The 25,556-nt window shown below is 56.5% G+C and carries 22 protein-coding genes and 1 tRNA gene; 14 read left to right on the top strand and 9 right to left on the bottom strand.

What is annotated here, in order from left to right:
- The first annotated feature begins 33 nt into the window (after positions 1–33).
- Entirely contained in the window at positions 34–597 is a 564-nt protein-coding gene (locus GEI7407_RS12700; protein ID WP_015172588.1) for a DUF3122 domain-containing protein, read from the top strand.
- A 155-nt stretch (positions 598–752) separates the two neighbouring features.
- Here the strand turns inward: GEI7407_RS12700 and fabG are convergent, their stop codons facing one another.
- Entirely contained in the window at positions 753–1,517 is a 765-nt protein-coding gene (fabG, locus tag GEI7407_RS12695; RefSeq protein WP_015172587.1) for a 3-oxoacyl-[acyl-carrier-protein] reductase, read from the bottom strand.
- 167 nt (positions 1,518–1,684) lie between these two features.
- Here fabG and trxA point away from each other — a divergent pair, with 167 nt between their 5' ends.
- From trxA to GEI7407_RS12680, 3 genes are read left to right on the top strand one after another with little or no spacing between them, the layout of a single operon-like run.
- Positions 1,685–2,002, top strand: a complete 318-nt coding sequence (gene trxA, locus GEI7407_RS12690) for a thioredoxin (protein WP_015172586.1) — start codon at positions 1,685–1,687, stop codon at positions 2,000–2,002.
- Between the two features lie 58 nt (positions 2,003–2,060).
- Complete coding sequence (locus tag GEI7407_RS12685; RefSeq protein WP_015172585.1) at positions 2,061–2,774, top strand: adenylate/guanylate cyclase domain-containing protein; 714 nt, start codon at positions 2,061–2,063, stop codon at positions 2,772–2,774.
- Positions 2,771–3,337, top strand: a complete 567-nt coding sequence (locus GEI7407_RS12680; protein ID WP_015172584.1) for a hypothetical protein — start codon at positions 2,771–2,773, stop codon at positions 3,335–3,337. The genes GEI7407_RS12685 and GEI7407_RS12680 overlap by 4 nt, the downstream gene beginning before the upstream one ends.
- Positions 3,338–3,346: 9 nt before the next feature.
- Here the strand turns inward: GEI7407_RS12680 and prmA are convergent, their stop codons facing one another.
- Both prmA and GEI7407_RS12670 read right to left on the bottom strand, forming a co-directional pair.
- Entirely contained in the window at positions 3,347–4,243 is an 897-nt protein-coding gene (prmA, locus tag GEI7407_RS12675) for a 50S ribosomal protein L11 methyltransferase (RefSeq protein WP_041268439.1), read from the bottom strand.
- A 135-nt stretch (positions 4,244–4,378) separates the two neighbouring features.
- Positions 4,379–5,515, bottom strand: coding sequence for a quinone-dependent dihydroorotate dehydrogenase (locus tag GEI7407_RS12670; RefSeq protein WP_015172582.1), 1,137 nt, complete (start codon positions 5,513–5,515; stop codon positions 4,379–4,381).
- A gap of 482 nt (positions 5,516–5,997) precedes the next feature.
- Between GEI7407_RS12670 and GEI7407_RS12665 the strand changes: the two genes are divergently transcribed.
- Complete coding sequence (locus GEI7407_RS12665; RefSeq protein ID WP_015172581.1) at positions 5,998–8,820, top strand: GAF domain-containing protein; 2,823 nt, start codon at positions 5,998–6,000, stop codon at positions 8,818–8,820.
- A gap of 138 nt (positions 8,821–8,958) precedes the next feature.
- Positions 8,959–9,561: an ATP-dependent Clp endopeptidase proteolytic subunit ClpP gene (gene clpP, locus GEI7407_RS12660; protein ID WP_015172580.1), complete on the top strand. Its 603-nt coding sequence runs from the start codon at positions 8,959–8,961 to the stop codon at positions 9,559–9,561.
- A gap of 235 nt (positions 9,562–9,796) precedes the next feature.
- On the opposite strand, the gene GEI7407_RS12655 is transcribed toward clpP, so the two are convergent.
- From GEI7407_RS12655 to GEI7407_RS12645, 3 genes are all read right to left on the bottom strand, one after another.
- Entirely contained in the window at positions 9,797–10,609 is an 813-nt protein-coding gene (locus GEI7407_RS12655; protein WP_015172579.1) for a hypothetical protein, read from the bottom strand.
- A gap of 269 nt (positions 10,610–10,878) precedes the next feature.
- Positions 10,879–11,232: an antibiotic biosynthesis monooxygenase gene (locus GEI7407_RS12650; RefSeq protein WP_015172578.1), complete on the bottom strand. Its 354-nt coding sequence runs from the start codon at positions 11,230–11,232 to the stop codon at positions 10,879–10,881.
- A 181-nt stretch (positions 11,233–11,413) separates the two neighbouring features.
- Positions 11,414–12,043: a PEP-CTERM sorting domain-containing protein gene (locus GEI7407_RS12645; RefSeq protein WP_015172577.1), complete on the bottom strand. Its 630-nt coding sequence runs from the start codon at positions 12,041–12,043 to the stop codon at positions 11,414–11,416.
- A gap of 513 nt (positions 12,044–12,556) precedes the next feature.
- Here GEI7407_RS12645 and GEI7407_RS12640 point away from each other — a divergent pair.
- The 3 genes from GEI7407_RS12640 (at position 12,557) to GEI7407_RS12630 (ending at position 15,937) form a co-directional block, all read left to right on the top strand.
- Positions 12,557–14,200 carry an ATP-binding protein gene (locus GEI7407_RS12640; RefSeq protein ID WP_223294550.1) on the top strand — a complete coding sequence of 548 codons (1,644 nt, stop codon included), beginning with the start codon at positions 12,557–12,559 and terminating at the stop codon, positions 14,198–14,200.
- 4 nt (positions 14,201–14,204) lie between these two features.
- Positions 14,205–14,651 carry a response regulator gene (locus GEI7407_RS12635; protein ID WP_015172575.1) on the top strand — a complete coding sequence of 149 codons (447 nt, stop codon included), beginning with the start codon at positions 14,205–14,207 and terminating at the stop codon, positions 14,649–14,651.
- Between the two features lie 83 nt (positions 14,652–14,734).
- Complete coding sequence (locus GEI7407_RS12630; protein WP_015172574.1) at positions 14,735–15,937, top strand: hybrid sensor histidine kinase/response regulator; 1,203 nt, start codon at positions 14,735–14,737, stop codon at positions 15,935–15,937.
- Between the two features lie 110 nt (positions 15,938–16,047).
- Here GEI7407_RS12630 and GEI7407_RS12625 read toward each other — a convergent pair whose 3' ends face one another.
- A complete protein-coding gene (locus tag GEI7407_RS12625) occupies positions 16,048–17,097 on the bottom strand; it encodes a fatty acid desaturase (RefSeq protein ID WP_015172573.1) in 1,050 nt (349 codons plus the stop codon).
- Between the two features lie 513 nt (positions 17,098–17,610).
- Here GEI7407_RS12625 and GEI7407_RS12620 point away from each other — a divergent pair.
- Both GEI7407_RS12620 and GEI7407_RS12615 read left to right on the top strand, forming a co-directional pair.
- On the top strand, positions 17,611–18,411 hold the full coding sequence (locus tag GEI7407_RS12620; protein WP_015172572.1) for a type II CAAX prenyl endopeptidase Rce1 family protein: 801 nt from the start codon (positions 17,611–17,613) through the stop codon (positions 18,409–18,411).
- Between the two features lie 203 nt (positions 18,412–18,614).
- Positions 18,615–19,658 carry a DUF3474 domain-containing protein gene (locus GEI7407_RS12615; protein WP_015172571.1) on the top strand — a complete coding sequence of 348 codons (1,044 nt, stop codon included), beginning with the start codon at positions 18,615–18,617 and terminating at the stop codon, positions 19,656–19,658.
- 420 nt (positions 19,659–20,078) lie between these two features.
- Here GEI7407_RS12615 and GEI7407_RS12610 read toward each other — a convergent pair.
- Positions 20,079–20,152: transfer RNA gene (locus GEI7407_RS12610), tRNA-Arg, on the bottom strand.
- Positions 20,153–20,196: 44 nt separating this feature from the next.
- A complete protein-coding gene (locus GEI7407_RS12605; protein ID WP_041268437.1) occupies positions 20,197–21,291 on the bottom strand; it encodes a tocopherol cyclase family protein in 1,095 nt (364 codons plus the stop codon).
- A gap of 472 nt (positions 21,292–21,763) precedes the next feature.
- Between GEI7407_RS12605 and GEI7407_RS12600 the strand changes: the two genes are divergently transcribed.
- From GEI7407_RS12600 to nusA, 3 genes are all read left to right on the top strand, one after another.
- Complete coding sequence (locus GEI7407_RS12600) at positions 21,764–23,206, top strand: hypothetical protein (RefSeq protein WP_041268436.1); 1,443 nt, start codon at positions 21,764–21,766, stop codon at positions 23,204–23,206.
- A 293-nt stretch (positions 23,207–23,499) separates the two neighbouring features.
- On the top strand, positions 23,500–23,961 hold the full coding sequence (gene rimP / locus GEI7407_RS12595) for a ribosome maturation factor RimP (RefSeq protein WP_015172568.1): 462 nt from the start codon (positions 23,500–23,502) through the stop codon (positions 23,959–23,961).
- 116 nt (positions 23,962–24,077) lie between these two features.
- The gene (nusA, locus tag GEI7407_RS12590; protein ID WP_015172567.1) at positions 24,078–25,472 is read left to right on the top strand and encodes a transcription termination factor NusA; all 1,395 of its coding nucleotides are present in this window, start codon (positions 24,078–24,080) and stop codon (positions 25,470–25,472) included.
- The last annotated feature ends 84 nt before the right edge of the window (positions 25,473–25,556 follow it).

Here is a 25,556-nt window from a genome sequence, read left to right as displayed (position 1 = left end):
CTCGGTTAACCCCTTGTTTTGGGAGGTGTGGCGATGGGCCTTCGGCGTTGGCAAAGCATTGGTATGACCTGGTTTCTGGGCCTCGTTCTTTGGCTGGGTGGGCTGGCGATCGCCCCTGCTGGACACGCTGAGCTGCGCCTGGCCCAGGAGGCGCCGGACCACCTGCTCTACAAGTCCTGGAACACCCTGCGCGATCGCGAGGGGCGATCGTGGCAGGTGGTGCTGTTTCGGCGGGGCGAACCGACGCCCGCAGAGCTGGGCCTGCGTCTGGTGGGCTTTCCGGGCGCGGTGGCGATCGCCCATCCCCAGCCCCTCGAGATCGAGAGCACCACAGGGGCAGTCCTGCGATCGCCCGACCTGTTTCAGCAGGATGCCCCGGCCCCCAGCGTGGGGCAGTATGACCTACTGCCCCTCCTAGACCAGCTGCCCTCGGAGCGATTTCAGCTCCGGGTGCCCCTGACCGACGGGACGGCCCTGGAGATCCGGGTGCCCCAGGCGGTTGCGGCAGAGTGGCGGGCGATCGCCCAGCTCCAGGGGCCATCTCCCGAGCTGTTTGCCGTCGATGAGATTGACTACGCGCGATCGCTCTCGCGCTAGTGGATTAGCGCCAATAAATTAATCGATCTTTGGCCAATGTCTCCGGCAAAAAGGGCTCGAGTTCTAATTTGAGAAACTCGAGCCCTTCATCTTCTGGATTCCGCAGTCCACGCCGCCCGGAGGGCGACGCTGGGTCGGAAAAAGACCGGGATATACTACGCCATTACCATGCCGCCATCGACGTTCATGACTTGGCCGGTGATGTAGGCCGCTGCCGGATCGGCGGCCAGGAAGCGAATCAGGCCGGCCACTTCCTCGGGCTGACCGTAGCGTCCCAGGGGAATGAACTTGAGAATGCCCTCGGCGTCCAGACTGTGGGTCATGTCGGTGGCGATGAAGCCGGGCGCGACCGCGTTCACGGTGATCCCGCGACTGGCCAGTTCCTTGGCCACGGTTTTGGTGAAGCCAATCACGCCCGCCTTAGCGGCGCTGTAGTTGGCTTGGCCGGGATTGCCCATCTGGCCTGCGACAGAGGTGATATTCACGATGCGGCCGGAGCGCTGCTTGAGCATGATTTTGCTGACGGCGCGGGTGCAGAGGAAAACGCCGGTCAGGTTCAGATTGATCACGGCTTGCCAATCCTCGGGCTTCATGCGCAGCAGCAGGGTGTCCCGAGTGATGCCCGCGTTGTTGACCAAGACGTCAACGTGGCCCCAGCGGCTCATGGCTGCTTCGACCAGGGCGTCCACTTGCTCCGCGCTGGACACGTCCGCCTGGACGGCGATCGCCTCGACGCCCATGCCCTGGACTTCGGCGACGACTTCGTCAGCGGCGGTGCTGGAGCTGGCGTAGTTGACCACGATGTGGGCGCCTTCTGCTGCGAGGGCGATCGCCGTGGCTCGGCCAATCCCCCGTGAACCCCCCGTGACAATCGCGACCTGTCCCCGTAACCGTTGCAGCTTTTCTGGCAAGGCTTCCATCCCAATTTCTTCCTTCTAAAAAGCACCAATTCACAAGAGCTCATTCAATCACAAAACGGCAAAGGGACTGAGACTGCCCGCGAATTGCCGCGACCAGGCCCTGCCCAAGCGTGGCCAGAATCTGCGCTAGCATAGGCCCAAACGTGCTCTGTTGGAGGAAAAACTCCATGGCGATCAAAAAGCAATTTACGAGCTTTCAGGATTTGCTGGCGGAGTCGGAGGTGCCGCTGCTGGTGGATTTTTATGCCGCGTGGTGCGGGCCATGCCAGATGATGGCCCCGATTTTGGAGCAGGTGCAGCACCGCCTGAGCGGCCGCCTCAAGGTGGTGAAGATTGACACCGATCGCTATCCCCAGCTAGCCTCTCGCTATGGTATCCAGGCGCTGCCGACCTTGGTCGTGTTCAAGCAAGGACAGCCGGTGGATCGCCTTGAGGGGGTGATGCAGGCAGAGCAGCTAATCTCGCGACTGCAAAGCGTCCTGTAGCGATCGCGGGGCACTGGATCAGGTTTTTTGTCGTTTTCCTTGTGCCCTGAGCGCCACTATGGAGCAATCTGTGTTGAATCACCGCGCCGTGTTGGGGATGTTGATGGGTGGGGCGATCGCCGCTTCTGTGTCTGGCGGCCCAGCGCTCCCCCTGCTCGCTGCGGAGCCGCCCCCAACGGCGGAGACCCTAGAGCAGCTGCTGGAGCGGCGCAACGCCCATCTAGAAGCAGTAGAGGCCATCGATCAAGAAATCTGGCAGATTTTTGGCAAAACTCAGGCCGTGATGATGATCGACATGGCGGGGTTTTCGCGCACGGCGGCGGAGCTGGGCATTGTGCCAACCCTGGCGATGATCCAGCGGCAGCGCAGCGTCGCGGTGCCCTTGATCCGCCGCCACGGCGGCCAGATGCTCAAAGCTGACGCGGATAACGTGCTGGCGGTGTTTCCCGACGTAGATCAGGCCGTGGCGGCGGCGGCGGATATCCTGCGGACGCTGGTGGCCAAGGGCCAGGGCGCGAGCATCGGCATCGGCTATGGCGAAACCCTGGCGATCGCCAGCGAAGACGTCTACGGCGAGGAAGTAAACCTTGCCTCTAAGCTGGGCGAGGACCTAGCCCTGCGAAACGAAATTTTGCTGACGGAGACGGCCTACCAGCGCTGGCAGCCCCGGCCTGCCCAAGCGCAGCTGTGGAAGCGCGACGAGCTGGAAATTGCGGGGCTCGAGCTGACGGTGCATCGCTGGCAGCCTACGCAGCCCGCCGCGCAGCCATGAACACCCCCAGCCACGCGATCTTGAACCTGGTGCTGCTCGATCGCGCCCAAAATCACCCCTGGCCCGTGTTGCTGGGCTCGGTGCTGCCAGACCTGCCGATTTTTGCCTTTTATGGTCTGCAGCGCTGGGTGTATGGCCAGCCGCCCAACAAAATCTGGTCCGAAATTTATTTCCAGCCGTTTTGGCAGGACGTGGTGGCGATCGCCCATTCGATGCCCCTGGCGCTGGCGGGGTGGGCGATCGCCCGCAGCCAAAATCATGCCGGGGCCGAGCTCCTGTGCGTGAGCCTCTTGCTTCACTCTCTGCTCGATCTGCCCGTCCACAGCGAGGACGCCCACCGGCATTTCTGGCCCCTGACGGACTACCGCTTTTTTAGCCCGCTCTCCTACTGGGACCCCCGACACTACGGCCAGTGGGTCGCCCTGGCAGAAGCGCTGCTCGTCCTGGGGGCGATGGTGCTGCTGTGGCGGGGCGCTGCGCCTGGGGGGCGGGTGCTGCTGGCCGTGGTGAACGGTCTGTACGCTGTGGCCTATGTGCGCTTCTATGTCTTAACGGGGGTCTGATGGGGGCGGCTAGGCGCGGCGGATATTGAAGCAGCACCATTCCTGGCGTCGCCAGAGGGTCGCGACGATCCAGCCGTTTTGCTCGAGGGTGTCTGCGACGGGTTTTGCCTGGTCCATCAGCACCCCGCTGATGATTCCCCAGGTGCCCGGCTTGGCGATCGCCCCGAAGTGGGGCGTCAAATCAATGACAATTTCCGCCAAAATATTACACAAAAAACCGTCAACGGGCTCGGGGCACAGCTCAATCAGCTGCTGCATGCTGCCCCGCTCAGCGATCAGCCGGTCGGCGTCGAGGCCGTTGAGTTTGCGGTTGCTCATTGTGGCCTTGATGGCCATGCTGTCGGTGTCGACGGCGTAAACCCGCTGGGCTCCCAAGAGCAGCGCGCCAATGGAGAGAATGCCGGAGCCGCAGCCCACGTCGGCAATGATCTTTTGGCTGGCCTCTTCGCGATCGCCCAGGCGCATTTCTAGAGACTCTAGGCAAAGCTGGGTGGTGGCGTGGGCGCCGGTGCCAAAGGCCGCCCCTGGATCCAGGCGAATCACCAGACGATCGGTCCCCTCCGGAACCGGAATCCAGGCAGGGTTGATCAAAAAGCGATCGCCGATTTCCTCTGGTTGCCAGTGGTCTTTCCAACTGCTGGACCAGTCCTCTTCATCGATCAGATTCCACTGGGTGACCGGGACCGGCAGGCCCACCGACAGCGCGTCCTGGCGCAGGTTGATGGCCAGGGCCGCCAAATCCAGAAGCTGAGCGTCTTCCTGCGGCAGATAGGCGCGGACCAAATAGCTGTGTCCTTTGACCTCGTTGGAGGTGCCCCGACAGCCAAACTCCTCCAGGCGCCAAAAGATCAAATCGTCTAGGGCAGCGTCACAGAGAACCTGAATTTCCCACCAACTGTTCACCAACGTCCTACCGCCCCAATGACACCCTACTTTTCATACCATTTTGCGAGGGATTGTACACACTCGATTTGGCTGCAAATTGGCCGAGAACGTTTTTGAGGCGGGGTTTGGGGGAGGTTTGTCCTAGCGGGCAGGGGATCAGCGCCGGTGATCGAGGCCTACCGCCTCGTGCAGGTGCGTCAGGCCGTGGGCGTCGAGCTGGCGGACGAGGCCTTCGAGAATGCGCCGCACCATCCAGGGGCCTTCGTAGATCCAGCCGGTGTAGACCTGAATGAGGGTGGCTCCGGCGGTGATTTTGGCCCAGGCGTCCTCGGCGGTGAAGATGCCGCCCACGCCGATGATCGGCAGGCTGCCCTGGGTCTGCTGATAGATGAAGCGAATCACCTCGGTGGAGCGCTGGCGAACGGGAGCGCCGCTGATGCCGCCGGCTTCTTCGGTGACGGGGTTGCCGGTCTGCTCGATGATCTGGGTGCGCAGGTTGTCGCGGCGAATGGTGGTGTTGGTGGCGATGATGCCGGCGAGCTGGTAGCGCTGGGCGAGGGCGATCACGTCGGCGATCGCCTCCCACTCGAGATCCGGGGCGATCTTCACCAGCAGCGGCTTGCGGGTCGTGTTGGCCTGCTGGAGCGCCTCCAAAATAGGCGCGAGCTGATCTGTGGCCTGGAGCGATCGCAGTCCTGGGGTATTGGGCGAAGACACGTTCACCACAAAGTAGTCGCCCAGTTCTTGGAGCTGCCGGAAGCTGCCCTCGTAGTCCGCTGCCGCCTCTTCGAGCGGTGTTACCTTAGACTTACCCAGATTGATGCCAATGGGAATTTGCCGCGATCGCTGCTGCCACAGCCCTTGGAGGTTGCTCGCGAGGGCAGCGGCGCCCTGATTGTTGAACCCCATGCGGTTGAGCGCCGCTTGGTCGAGGGGCAGCCGAAACAAACGGGGACGCGGATTGCCGGGCTGAGCGTGCAGCGTGACCGTACCCAACTCCGCAAACCCAAAGCCCAGGGAAGACCAAATGCCAGCGGCCAAGCCATCCTTGTCAAAGCCAGCGGCCAGCCCCACGGGATTCTCAAAGTTCAAGCCCCAGACCTGCTGGGAGAGTCTTTCGTCCTCCCATCGGCAAGACTGAGCCAGGCGGTTCTCCATCCAGGCACTGGCCGGATTTAAGCTGCTTTGGTGAAGCTGCCGCAGAGTGCGAATAGACTGTTGGTGCAACCACTCTGGATCAACTTTCAGTCCAGAGAACAAAATAGGACGTATACCGGCTTGATAGATATCCAAGGGCGCAGCGTTTTTGACAACACACAAGGGCAGATTGAAAGGACGAATCCCCGTGACCCATCGCGTGTGGCCTCGGTGCGATCGCCCCTAGGCCATAGTATCAGCCTCCTGGACCCCGACTCTAGCGATCGCTCTCGGCTCTCTTCCCGGCAGCCTCTGCATCAAAATTTGCTGTTCGCTTGAGTGCATCTACGTTGGCGATGGCAATGATAAATGTATAAAAACAAATCAGCTCTAGTGCATTGGTATTGGGCAAAACGGTGGAACAGGCGGCTCTAGACCTGCCAGCAGTTTCAGCGCACTCTGAGGTCTTCCTTGGCAAATCCCCGGCTAGCAAAACCCAGCCAATGCCCCTATCGCTTCCTCGCTCTGCTGCTGGTCTTGTGGCGATCGCCCCCGCTGCTGTGCTCAGCGCTTAAAGTAGAGCTTGCCCGTTTCCCTTGGATGATGATGAACCTCCCTCACACAGGGGAGCTGAAGATATGGGTCAACCCAAAGAACCGAACGCCTACGAAAAACAGCTTGTTGCCCTGGGACGGGTTCTCCAAACCTTGCGGGAGGAAGAGAACACGACGGTTCTCGTGGAGACGACTCTGAGCTATCTCCAGACAGCCTGTGACTACAGCCTGCTGTGGCTGGGCCTCTACGATCGCCTCGATCACTGCATGATCGGCAAAGGGGGCCTCATTCCCAACAACGACGTGGCCTTTTTGAATAAGCGCTTCATGCTGCAGCCCGGCGATTTGCTGGAGCAGGTGGTGATCGAGCAGCGGCCCGTGGGGGTGCCCGATCTGCGCGAAGAAATGCGCGCCGGGGAATGGCGACGCTTGGCCCGCAACCTGAATATTCAGGGAACCATCATTTTTCCGATCCGCTACCGCGACATTTGCTATGGCGTGGTGCTCCTGGGCTCGTCTCTGTGGGGTGTGTCCCCCAGCGCCGAGGAGAAGGCGCGGCTGTCGATCGTGCTGGGAGAGCTGGCGACGGTTTTTCACAAGATCGAGGTGGACTGGCAGCGGGAGCAAACCAAGCACCCCGATGAGCCGCTGCTGCGTCTGCTGGCTTCGCTGCGATCGCTCCCCGACTTTCCCCAGCGCCTGGAGGCCATCGTCGAGGAAACCCACCGCTTCATCGCTCCGTCCCGCACCAATATTTACTGGTTTGAGCGCAAGCGGCGCTATTTTTGGCGGCGCGTCGGCAACCTGCGCAAAGCGGCGGCCTTTAGCGAAGCCGCTCAGGCCGTCTCGGGCATCACGGTCCAGGAGGTGGGCGGGTTTTATCAGGCGCTGGTCTCCGATCAGCTGGTCTCGATCGGAGAGGCCCACAGCTCCCTCAAGGCGGAGGTGACCGGGCGGCTGATGCAGCTGATCCGGGCGCGATCGCTCCTGGCAGCGCCGATCCTGTTCCAGGATGAGCTGATTGGCTTTTTGGCGGTCGAGGGCAACGAGCCCCGCATTTGGGCTGACGAAGAAAAGCGCTACATGCGGGGCGCGGCGCAGCTCGTGGCCCTGATGGCTCCCCTCGAAGATATGGAAGCGGCCATTCAGCAAACCCGCTCTGACCAGATTTTGACAGCCCAGATTGCCCGCGCCATCTACTCCGACGAAGATTGGAAGTCGACCCTAGCCTTCACGGCCAGGCACCTCAACGATCGCTTCCATACAGAGCGCTTTTGGGTCCTGGTCTATGACCCCGATCAGCGCCACTTCATTGTGGGCTACCAGAGCCAGCTCTCCAATCGCCGTCTGCTGCCGACGCCGCTGCCGCCCCTGAGCAGCCTCGACTTCCAGACCCTCGAGCAGAGCACAGAGCCGATCGCCATCGAAAATCTAGAAGATGACTTGCGCTTCATGGCTTGGCGGGAGCAGTTTCTAGAGCTCGGCGTGCGATCGCTCTTGGTCTGCAGCACCGCCCCCGGCGGCCTGCCCGAGGGCGTGGTGATCTTGACCCACGAAGCCACCCGCACCTGGCAGCAAAACGAGCGCGATCTGCTTCAGATCGTCAGCCAGCAAGTCGGCGTGATCTTGCATCAGTGGCAGCTCCAGCGCCAGACCGACCAGCAAAACAAGATCCACCAAACCATTCACTGGGGCCTGACGGCGCTCCAGCAAACCACCAACGTGGACCAGCTCGAATGGTCCGCTATGCAGCACGTCGCCCAAATTCTCCAGGCCCCCTTGGCCACCCTGGTCACCTGGCAGCCCGGCCGCCGCGCGGGCCGGATCGCAGCCCCGGTGGTCGGCAACAACCAGTTTCTGCTGAAGCCGGATACGGTGGTGCCGGTGCACACCGATCCGCTGATCCAGTGGGTGCTGCAGTCCGATGAGCTGCTGTCGCTGTCGGCGGAGTCGCTGTCTGCCGAGACTCGCCAGTGGCTGAATGCGCCGGGTCTGGGGGAGCTGCTGGTGATGGCCCTGCGCACCACGCCGGAGCATCAGCCCATGGGCATTGTGCTGGTGGCGGATGGGCCAGGTCGCCGCTGGGCGGAGCGACACCTGATAGCCCTGGGCACGCTGATTGGGCAGTTTGCGTGGTCGCGGCGAGCGCTGATTTTGACCGATCTGCTGAAGACGCAGCGGGAAGACCTCGAGCGCATGAACTGGTACAAGCACCGCCGCCTGGAGGATATCCACCGGGTGCTGGGGACTGGAATTCGCCGGCTCAATGAGCTGGGAACGCGTCAGGATGCCCTGACCGGAACCCGCCATCAACAGATTCTGCGGCAGTTCGGGAATTCTTTGGCGAGCCTGACCCAGGTGCTCAAGAACGAAGAGTGGCGAATGCGCATCTATAAGGGGAATGTGGCGCTGGTGAGCCTGCTGCGGCGATCGCTTGAGCAAGTGGAAGGCGTGGTCAAGCAGCGTCAGCTGTGGACTCAGGTGCACAATGACTTCAACCTGAGCATCAGCGGCGACGTCCTGAAAATCGAGGCGGTGCTGAACGAAGTGCTGCTGGCGGCTTGTCTGCGATCGCCTTCAGGAGGCCGCATCGACATCTGGTGCCGGCCCATCGACTCGACCTTGCTGGATCTCTCGATTACTGACAGTGGCGTGGTCGAGCCGCGCCTGCTAGAAGAGCTGCAGGCGGCGCGATCGGCGGATTTGCTGGCTCCCTCAACCCTCGATCAGCCCCCCGGCCTGCACCTCAAAATTTGTCAGGCCATCATGAAGCAGCTCGATATAGAGCTCACCTTCAGCCAACTCGAAGATGGCCGAGTCCTGACGCGTATGCTGCTGCCCGTCGCAGCCGGAATCCCCCTGGATTCGTCGATCTCCAGCTCCTCCAAAAGCAGCTCTCTGGGCTAAGCGCCCCCCCGACACCGTCAAGCCCCGTCAATCTCAATGCGCTGACGAGACTGCGTATCGCCGAATACCTTCAAAGCCGCCCGACGCGCTGGACAACGCCTAAAATGTAGAGAAGTTGCAGTAACGCAGGTGGGCTGAATGATCCCTATTGTCATTGAACAGTCTGGTCGGGGCGAACGCGCCTTTGACATCTATTCCAAACTGCTCCAAGAGCGCATCATCTTTTTGGGACAACCGGTTGATTCTGACCTCGCCAACCTGATTGTGGCGCAGCTGTTGTTTCTGGAAGCCGAGGATCCAGAAAAGGATATCTATCTCTATATCAACTCGCCCGGCGGTTCGGTGAGTGCAGGGATGGGCATCTTTGACACGATGAATCACGTCAAGCCCGATGTTTGCACGATCTGTCTGGGTCTGGCGGCCAGCATGGGCGCGTTTCTGCTGGCGGCAGGGGCCAAAGGCAAGCGCATGAGCCTACCCAACTCCCGGATCATGATTCACCAGCCGCTGGGCGGCGCCCAGGGTCAGGCGACGGATATCGAGATTCAGGCGCGGGAGATTTTGTACATCAAGCGCCGCCTGAATGAAATTCTGGCGGAGCGGACGGGCCAGCCCCTCGATCGCATTGAAACAGATACCGATCGCGACTTCTTTATGTCGGCGGAAGAAGCGAGAACCTATGGTCTGATTGACCAGGTGATCGATCGCAAGCCTTCGGCGAGCAACCCGATCGCAGTCTAGGGGCGATCGCCCGCTAAGGGCGACTGCCTATACTGGTTATACAAAAAAGGCGAGGAATTCCTCGCCTTTTTGCGTTTCAAGGGCATTGAAATAGCAGCTAGATCCCGTCTAAATCGCTTTCAAAGTTTGGTTTGAGATCGCCTTTTTAGGACTCTAGGAAAGCTACTTCAAGCTAATAAAATCCTTCTGGGAAATACCCGATCTCGCAGCCCAAAGACGGGACTTGATATCTTGGCTATTCAGGCTTGTGAGGGCTATCGTCCTTCGAGCTGCTGCCATCTTTAAAGCTGTCGGTGACAGCGTGCCAGAGCTCTTGCAGGACCTGCTTGACCTGCTTTTCTTTGCGAGCGATCGCCCCTCCGGCTTCCCCGAGCTTCTGCTCAAAGGTGCTGTGCCGCTGCTTCACCTGCTCGGCGACGGCCTCTGCTTTAGGCTTGGCGCTTTCGTACCAGGATTTCGCATCATCCAGGTACTTTTGGATCTCTTCGTGCTCGCCGTAGCGGGCGGCCAGGTTGGCTCGCAGCACGGCAAGCTGGGCCTGAAGCTGCGCATAGCGCTTGCGCATCAGGGCTGCCTCTTCGCTGCTCTTGAAGCCATCGATGGCGCTGTTGAGAGCTTCCCGCACCTGGTCTGCTTTGGTGCCGTCGCCCTCGGTGCTCTCGCTGGCTTCAATGTCGATCAGCAGGCTATCGACCTCGGTTTGCAGGGCCGCTTCTTGGGCTTCGACTTGGGCCTGGAGCTGCTGGATTTCGGCTTCGGACTGGGCGATCGCCTGGCGCTTTTGCTGGCTGAGACCGGCGATCGCCCCCTCCAGGGAGGCCGTCACGTCTTCTTTGACTTCGCCGCCGCGATCGCGCAGCGCATCGACCACCGCCGCAAAGATGTCTTTCACCACGGCCCGAAACTCCGTCGAGCCCTCCTTCAGCTCAGACCCTGCCTGAGCCACGGCGGCCTGCACGATCTCTCGCAGGCGATCGCCCCGGAGCTTACCTTCATCCTTCGCCCTTTGCAGATCAGCCGTAATGCGCTCTTTCACAGGATTTGCCATGGGTTAACTCCTTATCTCGCTGAGCGGGAGCAACGGTTTATCGTGGGCCATCGACACCTTTGTGCTAGCTGGCCAGCATCCTAGAAGCGCAGCTCCCTCGGCGTCCTGCTCTAGACTGGAGCCATCTCCTTGCCCAGAGTTCGCCTCTTGATCCCATGCTGACGCATTCCCCCTGAAATGGGCACAATCAGAAGAAATAGACGACTTCGCTGTCTACCCACTCAAGCTGAATTTGATGCAGAATACCGGCTCAAGGGGCGATCGCGTTTTCAGTGGGCGATCGCCATATCGGCGTGGTTTTCGGCGTGGGGATGGAGGCTGCAAACCACCTCATAAAAAACGGGCTTGGGCGGCTCCGCAAACAAAGGCGCCATCTTCTTCAAGATCGCCTCATACAGCGCGCTCTTGTGCGCCTCCATATCCTCGATGTTTTCCCAAAAAATCACCGAAATCCCGCGATCGGTTCCCGGCTCCTGGAGCAAATAAGCCCCTCTAAAGCCTTTTCCGTAGGTGGAAACCGCCTCGTAGTATAGATTTTTGGCCTCATCAAAGCGCCCGGGCTTGAATTCACCAATAGCGACATAGGCGAAATCATGCTTCAAAAAATCCTGGAAGTCTGACATGGTTACCAGCTCCAAATGACCTGTCTGAACTCAGTGTAGGGGGTTGATCGCGGTGGTGAAATTAATAAAATCTAAGGCCTGACAAGTCCTTTGAAGCTGTGAAAAATTGCAACAAAGCAGGGAGACTGTCCCCAAAATTTGCTGAGTCGGATGGGCGATCGCTCCCTGCTATTTCCAGATACTATGCTGCCCCAGCCCGTCTCCCCCAGCGCAGCAGCCACCCAGCGCCTAGTACCCCCAACCCCCCGATGAGACTGGGTTCTGGCACAGGATTCACCGGATCAAAAATCACGTTGCCGTAGCCATACCATTCCAAAGGCCAATCTGTTTGATATTCAAACTCGCGCCTGGGGAGGGGCTGCCCTGCCGCATCGGTACCTCCTGGATACCAAAATTGAAAGATTAGACCAGTCCCTTGATAGCTGTGCTCATAATTGCCGCCATCATAAAAGACATGAGTGGGAGTCCCATCTTGGAAATAAATGTAAGAACGGCCTAGCTCTTCATCTGCCTCTGTAAAAGTTTGGTCCAAAAAGTTGAAACTGAAGCGAACGTTTCCATCGAATTCGTGGGAATTGCTCGTATAAGAGACGCCAGAATATTCAAATCCACTGCGCTGAAAATGGGTGTCGTCAATGGTGACCGATCCCCGGAATTCTTGACCGGCGAGGGCACCCGTTAGGTTAGTAATGGTGAAGTGGTAAGTCAAGTCAGCCGCGATCGCACTACCCTGATGGATCCCCAAAATCGTCGTGGCCCCAACAGCGGCAAAAACAGCGGTCGCAAAATGAGAATTCAACAACGCTTTCATAGTGACCTCCCTGGAGGTAGCGCAAGATCTCCGGAGGGCGATCGCCCTCCCTTTGCTCAAACTGGCACCGCTGTTTCTCCTCTTGGCCAAGAGTCATACGCTAGCCAGCCATCAAGGACAACTGATGACCAGCAGGCTCTAAAAGCTGCATGTTCACTATAGCCAGTGTTGAAAAACTGGATTAAAAGATTGTGTAAAAGCTGTCTTTATTTCATCAAGATTCTGATAAAAAACCAGCCATTAATTAAATATTTTTTCCGTGAAATTTTGCACAAAAAACTTATGGTATTTATATTTGAATTATAATTTTCAGATTCCAAAATCATCGCTTATTTTTTAATATAAAAATATTCTTTGAATATAGAGCTGGCTTGATCTTTTGCCCAGAAGCTGTTTAATGATTGATGAAGTTTTGAATCTAAGAAATTGACGCCAGAACTATCGCAGAAAATTCAGCGTGATTTACAGATTGCCAATCGGGCGCTGCGGGTTCTAGGGGCCTGTACCCAGGCGGTGATCCGTGCGACTGACGAAAACGCTCTGCTGCAAACTCTTTGTCAGTTGATTACTGAGGAAGCGGCCTATCGCATGGCTTGGGTGGGCTACGCGCTCCATGATGAGGCAAAAACGGTACAGCCGATGGCCTGGGCCGGCTACGAAACCGACTATCTCAAAGCCGCTGAGATTACCTGGGCAGATGTTCCCCGAGGCCAGGGCCCGACGGGTCGCGCAATTCGATCTGGTCAGCCTGTGGCCTGCCAGAACATGCTAGAAGACCCAAGCTTTCTGCCCTGGCGAGCAGCGGCGCAGCAGCGGGGCTACCAATCTTCGCTGGTTTTGCCGCTGCTGGAAGGAGAAAAGGTCTTTGGAGCCCTCAACATTTACTCCGCAGAAGCAGATGCCTTTGATCTGCGAGAGATGGAGCTTTTGCGAGAGCTAGCTGATAGCCTCAGCTTTGGAATTTCGGTGCTGCGCGCGAAACAAGAGCGCCAGCGAGTAGAAGCGGCTTTGCAGCTATCCGAAGAGAAATTTGCGAAGGCTTTCTATAGTAGTCCTGTGGCAAAAAGCATCACAACGCTGGAGGACGGCCGATATTTAGACGTGAATTGGAGTTTTGAGGAGTTATTTGGTTATCGGCGCGAGGAAGCACTGGGTAAGACAACTCTTGAGCTGGGAATTTGGCAAAGACCCGAATATCGACTCAAGATGATTGGCCTGCTCAGGGATCATGGATCTTTGAAAGATTATGAAGCATTGCTCAAAACTTCTAGTGATCGGCCTATCATTTGCTCTCTTTCGACTGAGCTCATTCAAATTCAGGGCGTGACTTGCGCAATTTCTGCGATCGAAGATGTGACTGAGCGTAGGCAAGCAGAGCAGCTAATTGTGCAAATGAATTCGGAGCTTGAGCAGCGGGTAGAGGCTCGAACGGCGGAACTAACGCAAGCGACAGAGCAGCTTCAGCTCCTTAATCAAGAGTTGCAGCGATCGAATCAAGAGCTAGAAGAATTTGCCTATGTCGCCTCCCACGATCTCCAAGAGCCTTTGCGCGCAGTGACTGGCTACACGCAGCTGTTGATGAGCGAATATGGCGATCGCTTTGATGACACTTCGCGCTCCTACGCTGAATTTGTCATTGACGGCGCCAAGCGAATGCAGCAGCTAATTCAGGATTTGTTGGCCTATTCGCGGGTTGGAACTCGGGGCAAAGAATTTGCTGAGACTGACTGTAATACGGTCTTGCAAGAGGTGCTGAGAAACTTGCAGATGGCGATCGCCGAAAGCAACGCTGAAATTGTGATTGAATCCTTACCCATTCTCAGCGCTGACCAAAATCAGCTAGGACAACTATTCCAAAATCTAATTGCGAATGCGATCAAATTCTGTAAAGAAGAATATCCAAAAGTCCAAATTCGAGTAACTCAAAGAGAAACTGACTATCTATTTGAAGTCACCGATAATGGAATTGGCATCAAGCCTCAGTATCTAGAGCGAGTTTTTGAAGTCTTTAAGCGTCTTCATACTCGACGAGAATATCCAGGAACCGGCATTGGGCTCGCCATTTGCAAAAAAATTGTGATGCGTCATAATGGGCAAATTTGGGCAGAGTCCACTCCGGGTGTAGGGACAACATTCTATTTCACGATCCCCACTTAAAGTTATGAATCGCCGTTTGGATTGCCGACCGATCGAAATTTTGCTCGTGGAAGACTCTCCCAGTGACGCGAATTTGACGATTCGAGAGTTTGGCAGAGCAAAAATTGCCAACAATATTCACTGGGTAGAAGATGGCGAATCCGCCATGAACTATCTAAGGTGCCAGGAAGAATTTGCCAATGCGGTGCGGCCCGATTTGATCTTGCTGGATCTCAATCTACCCGGAATGGATGGGCGTGAAGTCTTGGCGGAGGTCAAAGCAGATGCCTCGCTCAAGCAAATCCCGGTGGTGGTTTTGACGACTTCTGCGGATGAGGAGGACGTTTTGCGCTCCTATAACCTGAATGCTAATTGTTATGTTACTAAGCCCATTGATATTCATCAATTTATTCACGTTGTTCAACTCATTAATGAGTTTTGGCTGGCAGCCGTAAAACTACCGGTTGAATAAGTGCGATCGCTTCCTAAAGATCTCAGCACTCTCTGATTTTGACTGCGAAATCACAACTGGTTCTCACGAAACTCTAGAGTCTCATGCATCCAGAATCTCTCCATGTTCTCCTAGTAGAAGATAGCCCAACGGATGCCCAGCTCTTTCAGCATGTATTTCTCCGAGCAGCAACAGGTAAATGGTCGCTTGTGCATGCTGAGCGTCTCAGCGAAGCCGTTGATTATTGCCAAACTCAGTCCTTTGATGTTGCGCTATTAGACTTACGCCTACCGGATTCAGACGGCCTAGAGACCGTCACGCAATTCAATCAGGCCGCCCCCGACATTCCGATCATTATTTTGACAGCCACCGATGACGAGGAGCTTGCCCTCCAGGCGATGGCCCAGGGCGCCCAAGACTACTTGGTCAAAGACCAGGTCACCACTCAGCTACTGCGTCGCAGTGTTCGCTATGCCGTGGAGCGATCGCAGATTATCCAGCAGCTCAGAAGCAGCGAAAAGAAAACCCTAGAAGCGCTGGATAAAGAGCGTGAACTCAATCAACTCAAGTCCTATTTTGTCTCGATGGTTTCCCACGAGTTTCGCAATCCCTTGAGCACATTGCGGGTGATGAGCGACATTTTGCTGCGCTTCGAGGGCCGCCTCACTCCAGAAAAAAAGCAAGAGTATCTGCGTCAAGTAGACACCGCAATTAGTCACATGTGTCAGCTGTTAGACGAAGTGATCCTCTTAGGCAGAGCGGACACCGGTAAGCTTGAGCTAGATCTTACCGAAGTTGACTTACAGGCGTTCTGTAATGAACTGATCTCGGCCTTACAGTTTAGTGATGAGCAGCAGCATATTCTGCAACTGGTTTCTGATACCCCGTTAGAGCGGGTTAAGCTCGACGCTGGACTCCTAAGGCACATCCTCACCAATCTTTTGTCCAATGCCTTGAAGTACTCGCCTCCGGCCTCGGTGGTGAAACTAACAGTGGCTTACCAGGAAATGCAGGTGATCTTCAACGTCAGCGATCGCGGAATTGGCATTCCTAAAGCCGATCAATCTCGTCTTTTTGAAACCTTTAGCCGCTGTAGTAACGTGGGCAAAGTCCCTGGCACGGGCCTAGGCTTGGCGATCGTCAAACGCTGCGTTGACTTGCATCATGGAACAATTGAAGTTGAGAGTGATGCGGGAAAAGGGACCGAAGTGACCGTTGTCTTACCGGTTGGGACGCTGCTTCAAAGGTTGCTAGACCAAAAATTTGTGGAAGCCAGGAATCAAGTAGGCTTTCCAAACCGAGACTAATTAAAAGTCAGACCCAGCTTAATGATCAAAAAAAAGAGCGAAGCCAACGCTGGCTTCGCTCAAAAGAATTTCAAAAGCGATTAGTGCTTCTTAACGTATGGGTTGAACGTTTAAGCAGACTTGCGCTTGAGATCTTTGAAAGAGATATAAATGGTCTCGGGATCATAGATGTGGCATTGATCCACGATCTCCCTCATCAGAGGCCAAGAGAACTTGCGCTCAATCATGTGCGCTCCCCAAGTTTCTTTGAGTTTGTGGTGAGCCATGCGTAGGTTGTAAGAAGGAATCGCAACCGACACGTGGTGGGGAATGTGGACATTGATGTCGTGGCACAGGATCTCGACCCAGCGGGGGTAAGAGCAGTGCACGGTACCTGCGAGCTGAGACTCAGCAGCGCTCCACTCGTTTTCTAGATAGAAGGGGATATCCGGGGCGGTGTGGTGCACCAGCGTGAAGGTGCTCATCCAGAAGTGGTAACCCAGCCACGGCATCAGCCAAAACTTCACAAAGCCCCAAACGCCGGTGGTGATGATCAGGGTGGGGAAGACGATCGCTGCGAAAATCAGCACAGCCGCGATCGACAGTTTGGCTTTCCCTTGATCCCGCTTGGAGAAATTGGACAGATCAAAGTGCAGCACTGCCCAGTGAGCAACGGACGCTACCCACCAGAACCGGCCCCGCAGCAGCTCATAGGACTTGCTGATGACGGGGGTCTCGGCGGCGTAGGTCTCAGGGGTCCACGGGTGCCAAGCGTTATCGATGTCTAGCTTGTTGGTGTGAATGTGGTGATGGTCGTGGAGGATGCGCCAGCAATGAAAAGGATAGATAAGGGGCAGCATCAAAACGTGGCCGACCAGGTCATTCACCCAGCGACGCTTCGCAAAGGAGCGGTGGCCGCAATCATGAGCAATTACAAAAAAGCCCGTGAGAGCGGTACCTGTGAAAAACCAAGCGAAGGGCAGCAGGAACCAGGGTGAAAAGACGATGCTGGTGTATCCCAGGATGACGGCAGTTACGCTCAAAAGGACAGACAACCAGGCCTTGCGGCTATTTTTCTGAAAGCATTCTCGAGGCAGCGTTTTAATAATATCTTTCAGTTGAATGTCAGCATCTACTAAAGATCGGGATGCGTTTGTGAGCTTCTCGGTCGTTGCAGTCATGAACGAGATTAAATCTCCATATAGCGTTAAAGTGCTTGTAGCTATGGGACCTCACACCAAGAAGATCGCTGAGCTCACTGATATACTGAGCGAGCGATGCTGCTGAATGCGTGTGTGAATGCCGGTACAGCCTTTAAGGAACCGATTTGGTAAACTAGCGCTCCAGAGATGAGAGCGTTTAAAAAACCTTCACATTTATACCATGTAAATTTGTTTCCGCCCTGCGGGAAATGCGGGTTTTCTAGTTTTCTAGAAGTGCCGAATTTTGCTATAACTGAGCAATTTTTGTCAAAATTGTAGAAATTTTCGCTTTCGTGGCCCCTAATCAACTTGGAGACGCCTGCGGCCGCCAAAAAACGAGCGCGATCGCCCCTCTAGGATCGGGAATGATATTTCTCGCTGACATCGTAAAGGTGGTTTTGGGTCGATCGCCCTTGACGAGAGCGCTATGCTCCAGATTGGTTGGTCTCGCGTCCGCACGTTTACATCACAGAATTCTGAAGGACTCGGCCTATGACTCAAAAAATGGCGCTTCCGCGAACCTTTAGCCAGCGCTTTATATCCCTGTTTTGCATGGGGCTAGTGGGGATCGCGCTTTTGCCGGTTGTTTCGATGCCGCTGCTGCGATCGCAGTGGGAAATGCTGCCGCCGTCGCGGCCTCCGCTGGGGGTGATCGTCGCTGCATCGGTGCTCCAACCGCTGATCCTGCTGGCTGTGGCAACGGCTTTTGGGGCGGCCTTCGCCCATCGGGTGAACCTGCGATCGCTTGTGGCAGAGGGGCGATCGCTAAAGCTCGTGTTTGCCACGCTGCCCATTGCGCTAGTAACCGGTACAGGACTGGGCTTGCTTTTCTCGCTGCTGGACTGGCAAGTGTTTCAGCCCCAAATGCCAGAATTTTTTGAGGCGGCCAATCGGCTGCAGCCCCGAACCTGGAGCACGATGCTGTTGGGGCTCCTCTATGGCGGCATTACCGAGGAAATCCTGCTGCGCTGGGGAGCTATTTCGCTTTTGGTGTGGCTAGGATGGCGCGGCTTCCAGCGGCGGCGAGCTGAACCGTCAAAACCTGTGTTTCAAGTGGCGATCGCGATCGCTGCGATCGCCTTTGCCCTGGCCCATTTGCCAGCCGTAGCCGCCTTTGCACCCCTCTCTCCTCTCCTGGCGCTGCGCGTGCTCCTACTCAATGGGTTGGGGGGGCTGATTTTTGGCTGGCTTTTCTGGCGGCACAACCTCGAAACCGCCATGGTTTCTCATGGGAGCGTTCACGTTGTGGTTACCCTGATTAGCACTTTGTTGCCTTTCTTGCCAAAAACTTAGGGTTCCGGGCGTCACCCTAAAAAAGAATGGTGCGGCAACTGAACTGAGCTGGGGGTCCAAAGGATTTCGCAAGTTTCCCCCTGTTCATGAAGGAATGTAAAGCCGTACAATGAGCGGGCTGTTGATAGTTTTCGGCCTAGACCGAAGGTTTTGCCATATACAAACTATCCTGCCTGTTCTTTTCGCCCTGAATTTCTCATAACGTGACATCGAATCTGATCTCTCGTCCGCCCGCGCGCGAATTTTTGCCGTTTACCCTCCAAGATGTGCGCCGCGCGATCCCAGCCCACTGCTTCCAGCCCAAAGCCTGGCGATCGCTCTCTTACTTTTTCCTAGACATTGGCATTATTGCGCTTCTGTATTGGGTCGCTGCCCAAATAGATAGCGCCTGGTTTTTTCCCATTTTTTGGTTTATGCAAGGCACCATGTTTTGGGCCTTGTTTGTGGTAGGTCATGACTGCGGTCATGGCTCCTTTTCTCGCTATCGCTGGCTCAATAATCTGATTGGTCACCTGAGCCATACGCCTATTTTGGTGCCCTATCACGGCTGGCGAATTAGCCACCGCACCCACCACGCCAACACGGGCAACATCGAAACCGATGAAAGCTGGTATCCGGTCACCGAAGGCTACTACAACGGTATGCCTTGGTATGAGCGTTTTGCCCGCTTCCACTTGATTTTGGTGGTGTATCCGCTTTATCTTTTCCGGCGATCGCCCGGTAAGCAAGGCTCGCACTTCTTGCCCGACAGTCCCCTGTTCAAACCCCATGAAAAATGGGGCGTGATCACGAGTACAGTTTGCTGCGCGCTGATGCTGGCATTTCTGATTGGCCTGGGCTTTTATCAGGGATTTGGCTTCGTTTTCAACTACTACTTCATGCCCTATCTCTTCTTTGTGATGTGGCTGGATGTAGTGACCTTCCTGCACCATACCGAAGCCGATATTCCCTGGTATCGCGGCAAGGACTGGTACTTCCTTAAGGGTGCTCTGTCGACGATCGATCGCGACTACGGCATCTTTAACCCGATTCACCACGACATTGGCACTCACGTTGCTCACCATATCTTTTTGGGAATTCCCCATTACTATCTGCGTGAAGCAACTGAAGCGATCAAGCCAGTCTTGGGTGAGTACTACCACGAGTCCAAAGAGCCTATCTTTAAGTCTCTCTGGCGCTCCTATCGCTCTTGCTACTTTGTTCCTGATAAAGGCAGCAAAGTTTACTATCAATCACCTCAACGCTAGATTTGCGTGAAGGTAATTGATAGTTTTTAGAGCGCCTCAATGCTCTAGAGAAACTGACGAAAAGTCCCTGAAAACGTCTCTTTCAAAAGCCCGATTAACGAACTGGTCTGTAATAATTTCAGTTTCCTAAAGTGGGGAAATTTGAATCTTCGGCCCCTAGTAGCGGCGATCGCGAATATTTGATGTATTTCAAACGCGATCGCCCCATCTACTAGGGGCTCTATTTATGCCCAATCTTAATGATCTAGCGCCAGTTTTTTAGACCAGCATTTTCCAGCGCTCAGCCTCGAGTGATTCATGGCTGTTGCTGAGTGCTGAGCGCTGAATTGCTTCAAAGCTTGATAGACATTACCCAAACTAGAGTTCCTCGATTAGAGCATTGCCCTAATCGAGACGTGCATCCAGCTTGAGTTGGGGAAACGGGACTGGCGCGATTCGAACGCGCGGCCTATCGCTTAGGAGGCGATCGCTCTATCCTGCTGAGCTACAGCCCCAAGGCTCAGACCCATGATAGCAACAGGTGCTATCTCCTCCAAGGTCATCTGCCCGACACCCACGGCTCGTCCCACGGGCCGCCTCCGACCTCCAGTCCTCCCAGAGAGCTGCTCGCTTCGACGATGGGGGTCCATCCGTGGGGCGATCGCGCTTTGAGGCTGAGGGAGACAGCGCCGTGCATGGTATCCCGGCAGCAAAAAATCAGGCCGTCTCGGGTGGGCGCCCGCAGCGGGGTGCCCGGGCGATCGCAGATCCCCGTCACCTCCACCGCAAACCGCTCATTTTCAGCCCGAATTTGCCAGTATCCCCAGGGCTTGATATGCCAAGAAACGCGGGCGTTCCACGGCACAAACTCATAAAACTTGCCGCGATAGTGCAGGCCCACCATGGCGACGGACTCCATCCAGGTCAGTACGCCGCGCCGTCCGCCGCCCGCCGTCAGCGCCAGGTCTGGCTCATCCTCAAAGCTGTTGCAGTTGACCCAAAACCACTTCTCGGGAAAGGCCCCGCCCCAGTTCTTTTCGCTGTAGGCAGGAGCGCAAGTAAAGTCATAGCGCTGGCCATTCCACTCGATCCAGCCGCTGGCGAGGCCGTGGGCCATGAGGATTTGCCAGCCCGGCTCGAAAATCGGCAGGAACGACAGCCAGCCAGCCGTGGACTGCTGGGCAGCACCGCGATCGCCCCATCCATAGACTGGCTCGATCCCATACTCCCAGAGGGCTGTCTGTCCGGAGCCCGGATCGCGGAGCTTCCCTTGATGCCAGGTGGCGGTGGCTTGATAACCCTCAGCGATCTGGTGATCGAAGTCGGCGGGGGGCAGCAGCCGAGGCGTCTCCCCAGGGGCGATCGCCTGCCAGTGGCCCAAGGCCAGCTCCCCAGGACTCGCCCAAAAGCCCCGGCAGTCCGGGAAGGTGCGACACAGGTACTCATCTCGCGGACCCAAGATCTGAGCCCCGCCGCCGCTGTGGAACTGGCCGCCTTGCGGATCTTCGATGGAGTACATGAAGGCGAAGGTTTCTCGCACGTCGGGCAAGGTGACCCGATAGTACCAACCCTCAAAGAAGCGGCGATCGCTCCCATCCCAGTGATAGCCACTGTGGGGCGTTTGGAGACTGCGAAATGGAGATCCAGGAGTCATGAAGTCGGAGCAAGCAACACCGCCCATTGTGCAAGAGGATCCCCCATCTCGACCACATCAAGGCCATTCTATAGAGAGAGAGCCCTAAACCTGAGATGGCCCCAAAAGAGCCCCGTCTGAAGTTTGCACTTGGGCGATCGCTCCCTAGCCGCCCGCCAGCAGGGAACTCTGTCCTGTGTCTGAGGTATCTCCATCGAGAAACCTGATATAAGTAGCTTGGCAGAACGAGCCAAAATTCCAGGGAAACGCTGACGAACCGATGGCCAGCGCTTACAACCTAACTCTAGGTAGTCCCCACGCCCCCAATGACCCTCGCCCTGCCTCCTAGCCACCCGTTTAGAGAGTGAGCGCTTCGTCGCCCCGCCCCGCGAGTGGTCGATGTGTCGATAAGAAAGCAATGTCAACGCTCCAACGCCTCCGAAAAAAGTCCGCCCGCCGCAAAAACTCGCCCAGCCTTTGGTTCGAGCGGGCAATGGCTGCTCTTGCCGCTCTCAACTTTGGCCTGGTCCTCTTCGATCTGACCTACATCTCCATGCGGGACTTTTGGCTGCGGGGCACCGTCCAGGTCATGAACTTCACCATCCAGATTCCCCTGCCGCCGATCACCGACTGGTATGACCCCATCAAAGGGATCGAGCCCTACCGAGACACAGAGATCTATCTCGAAACGGTCGATCAGCTAAAGCGCCAAGTGGCCCGCACAGGCTTAGAGTCTGAGGCTGTGGCGGTTTTGCTGGCGGATCTGCGCGATCGCAGTATCGCCATGATCGAAGACAACCCCTTTCTGGTCGCCGACAAGACCGGCACCCTCGAAAAAATCAAAAACCGCCTGCGCGAGCATGTCGGCACCGAATCTTCCAAGGAAGCCTTCGATGTTTTTTGGACCCAGACTTACCTCACCCGAGAAGGCTGGGAAGACTCCATCGGCTACTTCGATCGGCGCATCCGTCCTCTGATCGCCACCAACTACTACCGGCCCCTGGGAGAGAATGGGGAGCTTTACAGTAATTTTTGGGCCATCGACGCGCCCTTTGTCTTCATTTTTTTGGCGGAGTTCTTGGCCCGCACCTTCTACATCAGCCGCAAGCACAACGGCGTGAGCTGGATCGATGCCATGCTGTGGCGCTGGTACGACATCCCCTTGCTGCTGCCCTTTTGGCGCTGGCTGCGGATTATCCCGGTCACTCTGCGCCTCGACCAGTCAGGCCTGGTAGATATGGATCGGATCCGATCCCAGGCCAGCCAAGGATTGGTCGCAAGCATTGCCGAAGACCTGACCGAGCTGGTGGCGATCCGCACGATCAATCAGCTGCAGTCCGCCGTGGAGCAGGGAACGCTGACCCGCTTGCTCACCCGCAATGAAGCGGAGCGTCGCTCCTATATTGATCTCAACAATGTTAATGAGGTCGAGGCAGTCACCAACCTGCTTATACAGATGCTGATTTATCGGGTGCTGCCCAAGGTGAAGCCCGACATTGATGCGATCGTCAGCCACAATATCCAAGGGGCCGTGGGCCAGCTGCCTGGAGCCCAGTTGGTGAATCAGCTGCCGGGTATGGACCAGTTTTCAGCCCAGGTGACGAACCAGGTTTCTGCCCAGATCACCCAGACGATCTATGAGGCCGTAGTTCGGGGGCTCGAAGATCCTGTGGGTGCCGAGCTAGCGGGGCGCCTCGTGCAAAGCTTCTCCGAGGCGTTGGGGACAGAGTTTCAGTCCCAGCGCACGAGCGATGAGCTCCAGACGCTGCTGGTCGATTTCCTCGAAGAGTTCAAGGTGAACTACATTGCCCGTCTCAACCAAGAAGACGTGGAAACTCTCTTGGACCAGACGCGCGAACTGCGGCAGCAGCTTTCGGCCCAGAGGCAGGCGCAGGTTGCGGCTCGCGATCGCAGCTCTCTGGCCTCCTCAGACTAGCCAAACTCTGCCCCATCCTTGATCCCCGCTGGGGCGCGGCTAGCTTGTGGCATGTCGCTAAGTTTCCGGCTAAGATACATTAGATTAGTTCAACCGAAGGATATCGCCCTATCCTTTGGCGTGAACAGACATCATTTCAAAGAGGAAGTGGGTCAGCGCCCACTTTTTTTATTGGCTAAGCGGGGTTGTGGACCGGAGCTTGAGCGGCGATCGCCCCCCAAACTTCGCCCATAATGATCTGCCGAAATGATGTGAGCCCTTCGTTGAGACTCGTCATCAGACACACCGAAGCCATGGTGCACCCACTCGTTCCTCAAATCATTGATCTGGCCGTACCAGTTGCTGAGAACCTGGGCTTAGAGGTCGTTGGGGTTGTGTTCCATACCAATCAAAACCCCCCCGTTCTGCGCGTGGATATTCGGAATTTGCAGCAGGACACGGGCCTTGATGACTGCGAACGAATGAGCCGAGCCTTCGAGGAAGTTCTCGACAGCGTCGATCTCATTCCCGATCGCTACGTGCTAGAAGTGTCGAGCCCCGGCATCGCGCGCCAGCTCATCACCGATCGCGAATTCATTTCTTTTAAAGGATTTGCGGTCATCGTTGAACTTACCGAACCGTTTAACGGCCATAAAACCTGGACGGGGCAGCTGGTTCAGAGGGACGAAGAGTCGCTGTCCCTTAATCTCAAAGGACGCACTTTGACCCTTCCGCGATCGCTCGTGGCCACGGTGCAGCTAGACGAGCGTCGCTAAGACCGGTAGGGGATCAGCTCTAGCCTGCCGGCACAAGCATTTTGACTACCTTTGATGCTGATGTCGATCGCGCGCTGAATTCATGGAAGTTTAGAGAGTTTAAGGAGATTCGAGCGATGTCAATGGTTAACCTGCCAGGCCTGGCTGAAATGATCGATGGGATCAGCCGCGAGCGCAACCTGCCCAAGCACGCGGTCCAAGCCGCTCTCCGAGAAGCTCTGCTCAAGGGGTATGAGCGCTATCGGCGTACCATGCGCATGTCTGCGGGTGGCCTCAACTTCGATGAAGACTACTTCAACAACTTCGAAGTCGAGCTAGATATCGAAAGCGAAGGCTTCCGCGTCCTCTCCACCAAGACCATCGTCGATAGCGATAGCCTCATCAACCCTGACCACCAGATTTCGCTCCAGGAGGTTCAGGAGGTTGCAGCCGAGGCTCAGCTAGGCGACACCGTCGTGCTCGATGTCACGCCGGATCAGGCCGACTTTGGCCGCATGGCCGCCATCCAGACCAAGCAAGTGCTCGCCCAAAAACTTCGGGATCAGCAGCGCAAGCTAATTCAAGAAGAGTTTCAAGATCTTGAAGGCACTGTCCTCCAGGCGAGAGTGCTGCGCTTTGAGCGCCAGTCTGTGATCATGGCCGTTACCAGCAGCTATGGCCAGCCCGAGGTCGAAGCCGAGCTGCCCAAGCGAGAACAGCTCCCCAACGACAACTACCGCGCCAACGCCACCTTCAAAGTCTTCTTGAAGAAAATCTATGAGGGATCCCACCGCGGCCCTCAGCTCATGGTGTCTCGGGCAGACGCGGGCTTGGTGGTGGACCTGTTTGCCACAGAGGTTCCCGAAATTGAAGATGAGGTGGTGCGCATTGTGGCCGTCGCCCGCGAAGCCAATCCTCCTTCGCGGCATGTTGGCCCCCGCACCAAGATTGCGGTTGATACCCTAGAGCGAGACGTGGATCCTGTGGGCGCCTGCATTGGCGCGCGCGGTTCGCGGATCCAGGTGGTGGTCAATGAGCTGCGAGGTGAAAAAATCGACGTGATTCGCTGGTCTCCGGACCCGGCAACCTACATCGCCAATGCGCTGAGCCCGGCGCGAGTGGAGGAGGTGCGTCTGGTGGATCCGGATGCGCGTCAAACCCATGTGCTGGTGGCTGAAGATCAGCTCAGCTTGGCGATCGGTAAAGAGGGGCAAAACGTCCGTCTGGCTGCTCGTTTGACCGGTTGGAAAATTGACATCAAAGACATTGCCAAGTACGACTACGACGCTGAAACGGCGAAGATTGACGCTCTCATGGCAGCGCGTCAAGCCGAAGAAGAGGAAGCGCTAGAAGCGTTTGAGGCTGAGGGGCAGGCGGCGATCGAAGACGAAATCGAATACGAAATGGACGATGATCTGGCCCCGGAGTCTGAGGCGGCTGAGCCGGTTGAGGACGAGGCTGAAACGCTCTCCGAGGATGAGGCGATCGCCGAAGAGGCAGATGCGGAGGCCGACGACGACTCAGAAGAGTAAGATAGGAGACAACTGTCGCGGCTAGAGCTTTAGTCGCGACAAAGTTTTGACCTTACTGCCGGTCATTTGAGGGAGGTGGAACCG

The sequence above is a fragment of the Geitlerinema sp. PCC 7407 genome (assembly GCF_000317045.1).
Taxonomy (GTDB): Bacteria; Cyanobacteriota; Cyanobacteriia; order PCC-7407; family PCC-7407; genus PCC-7407.
This window is presented reverse-complemented; position numbering and strand designations above follow the sequence as displayed.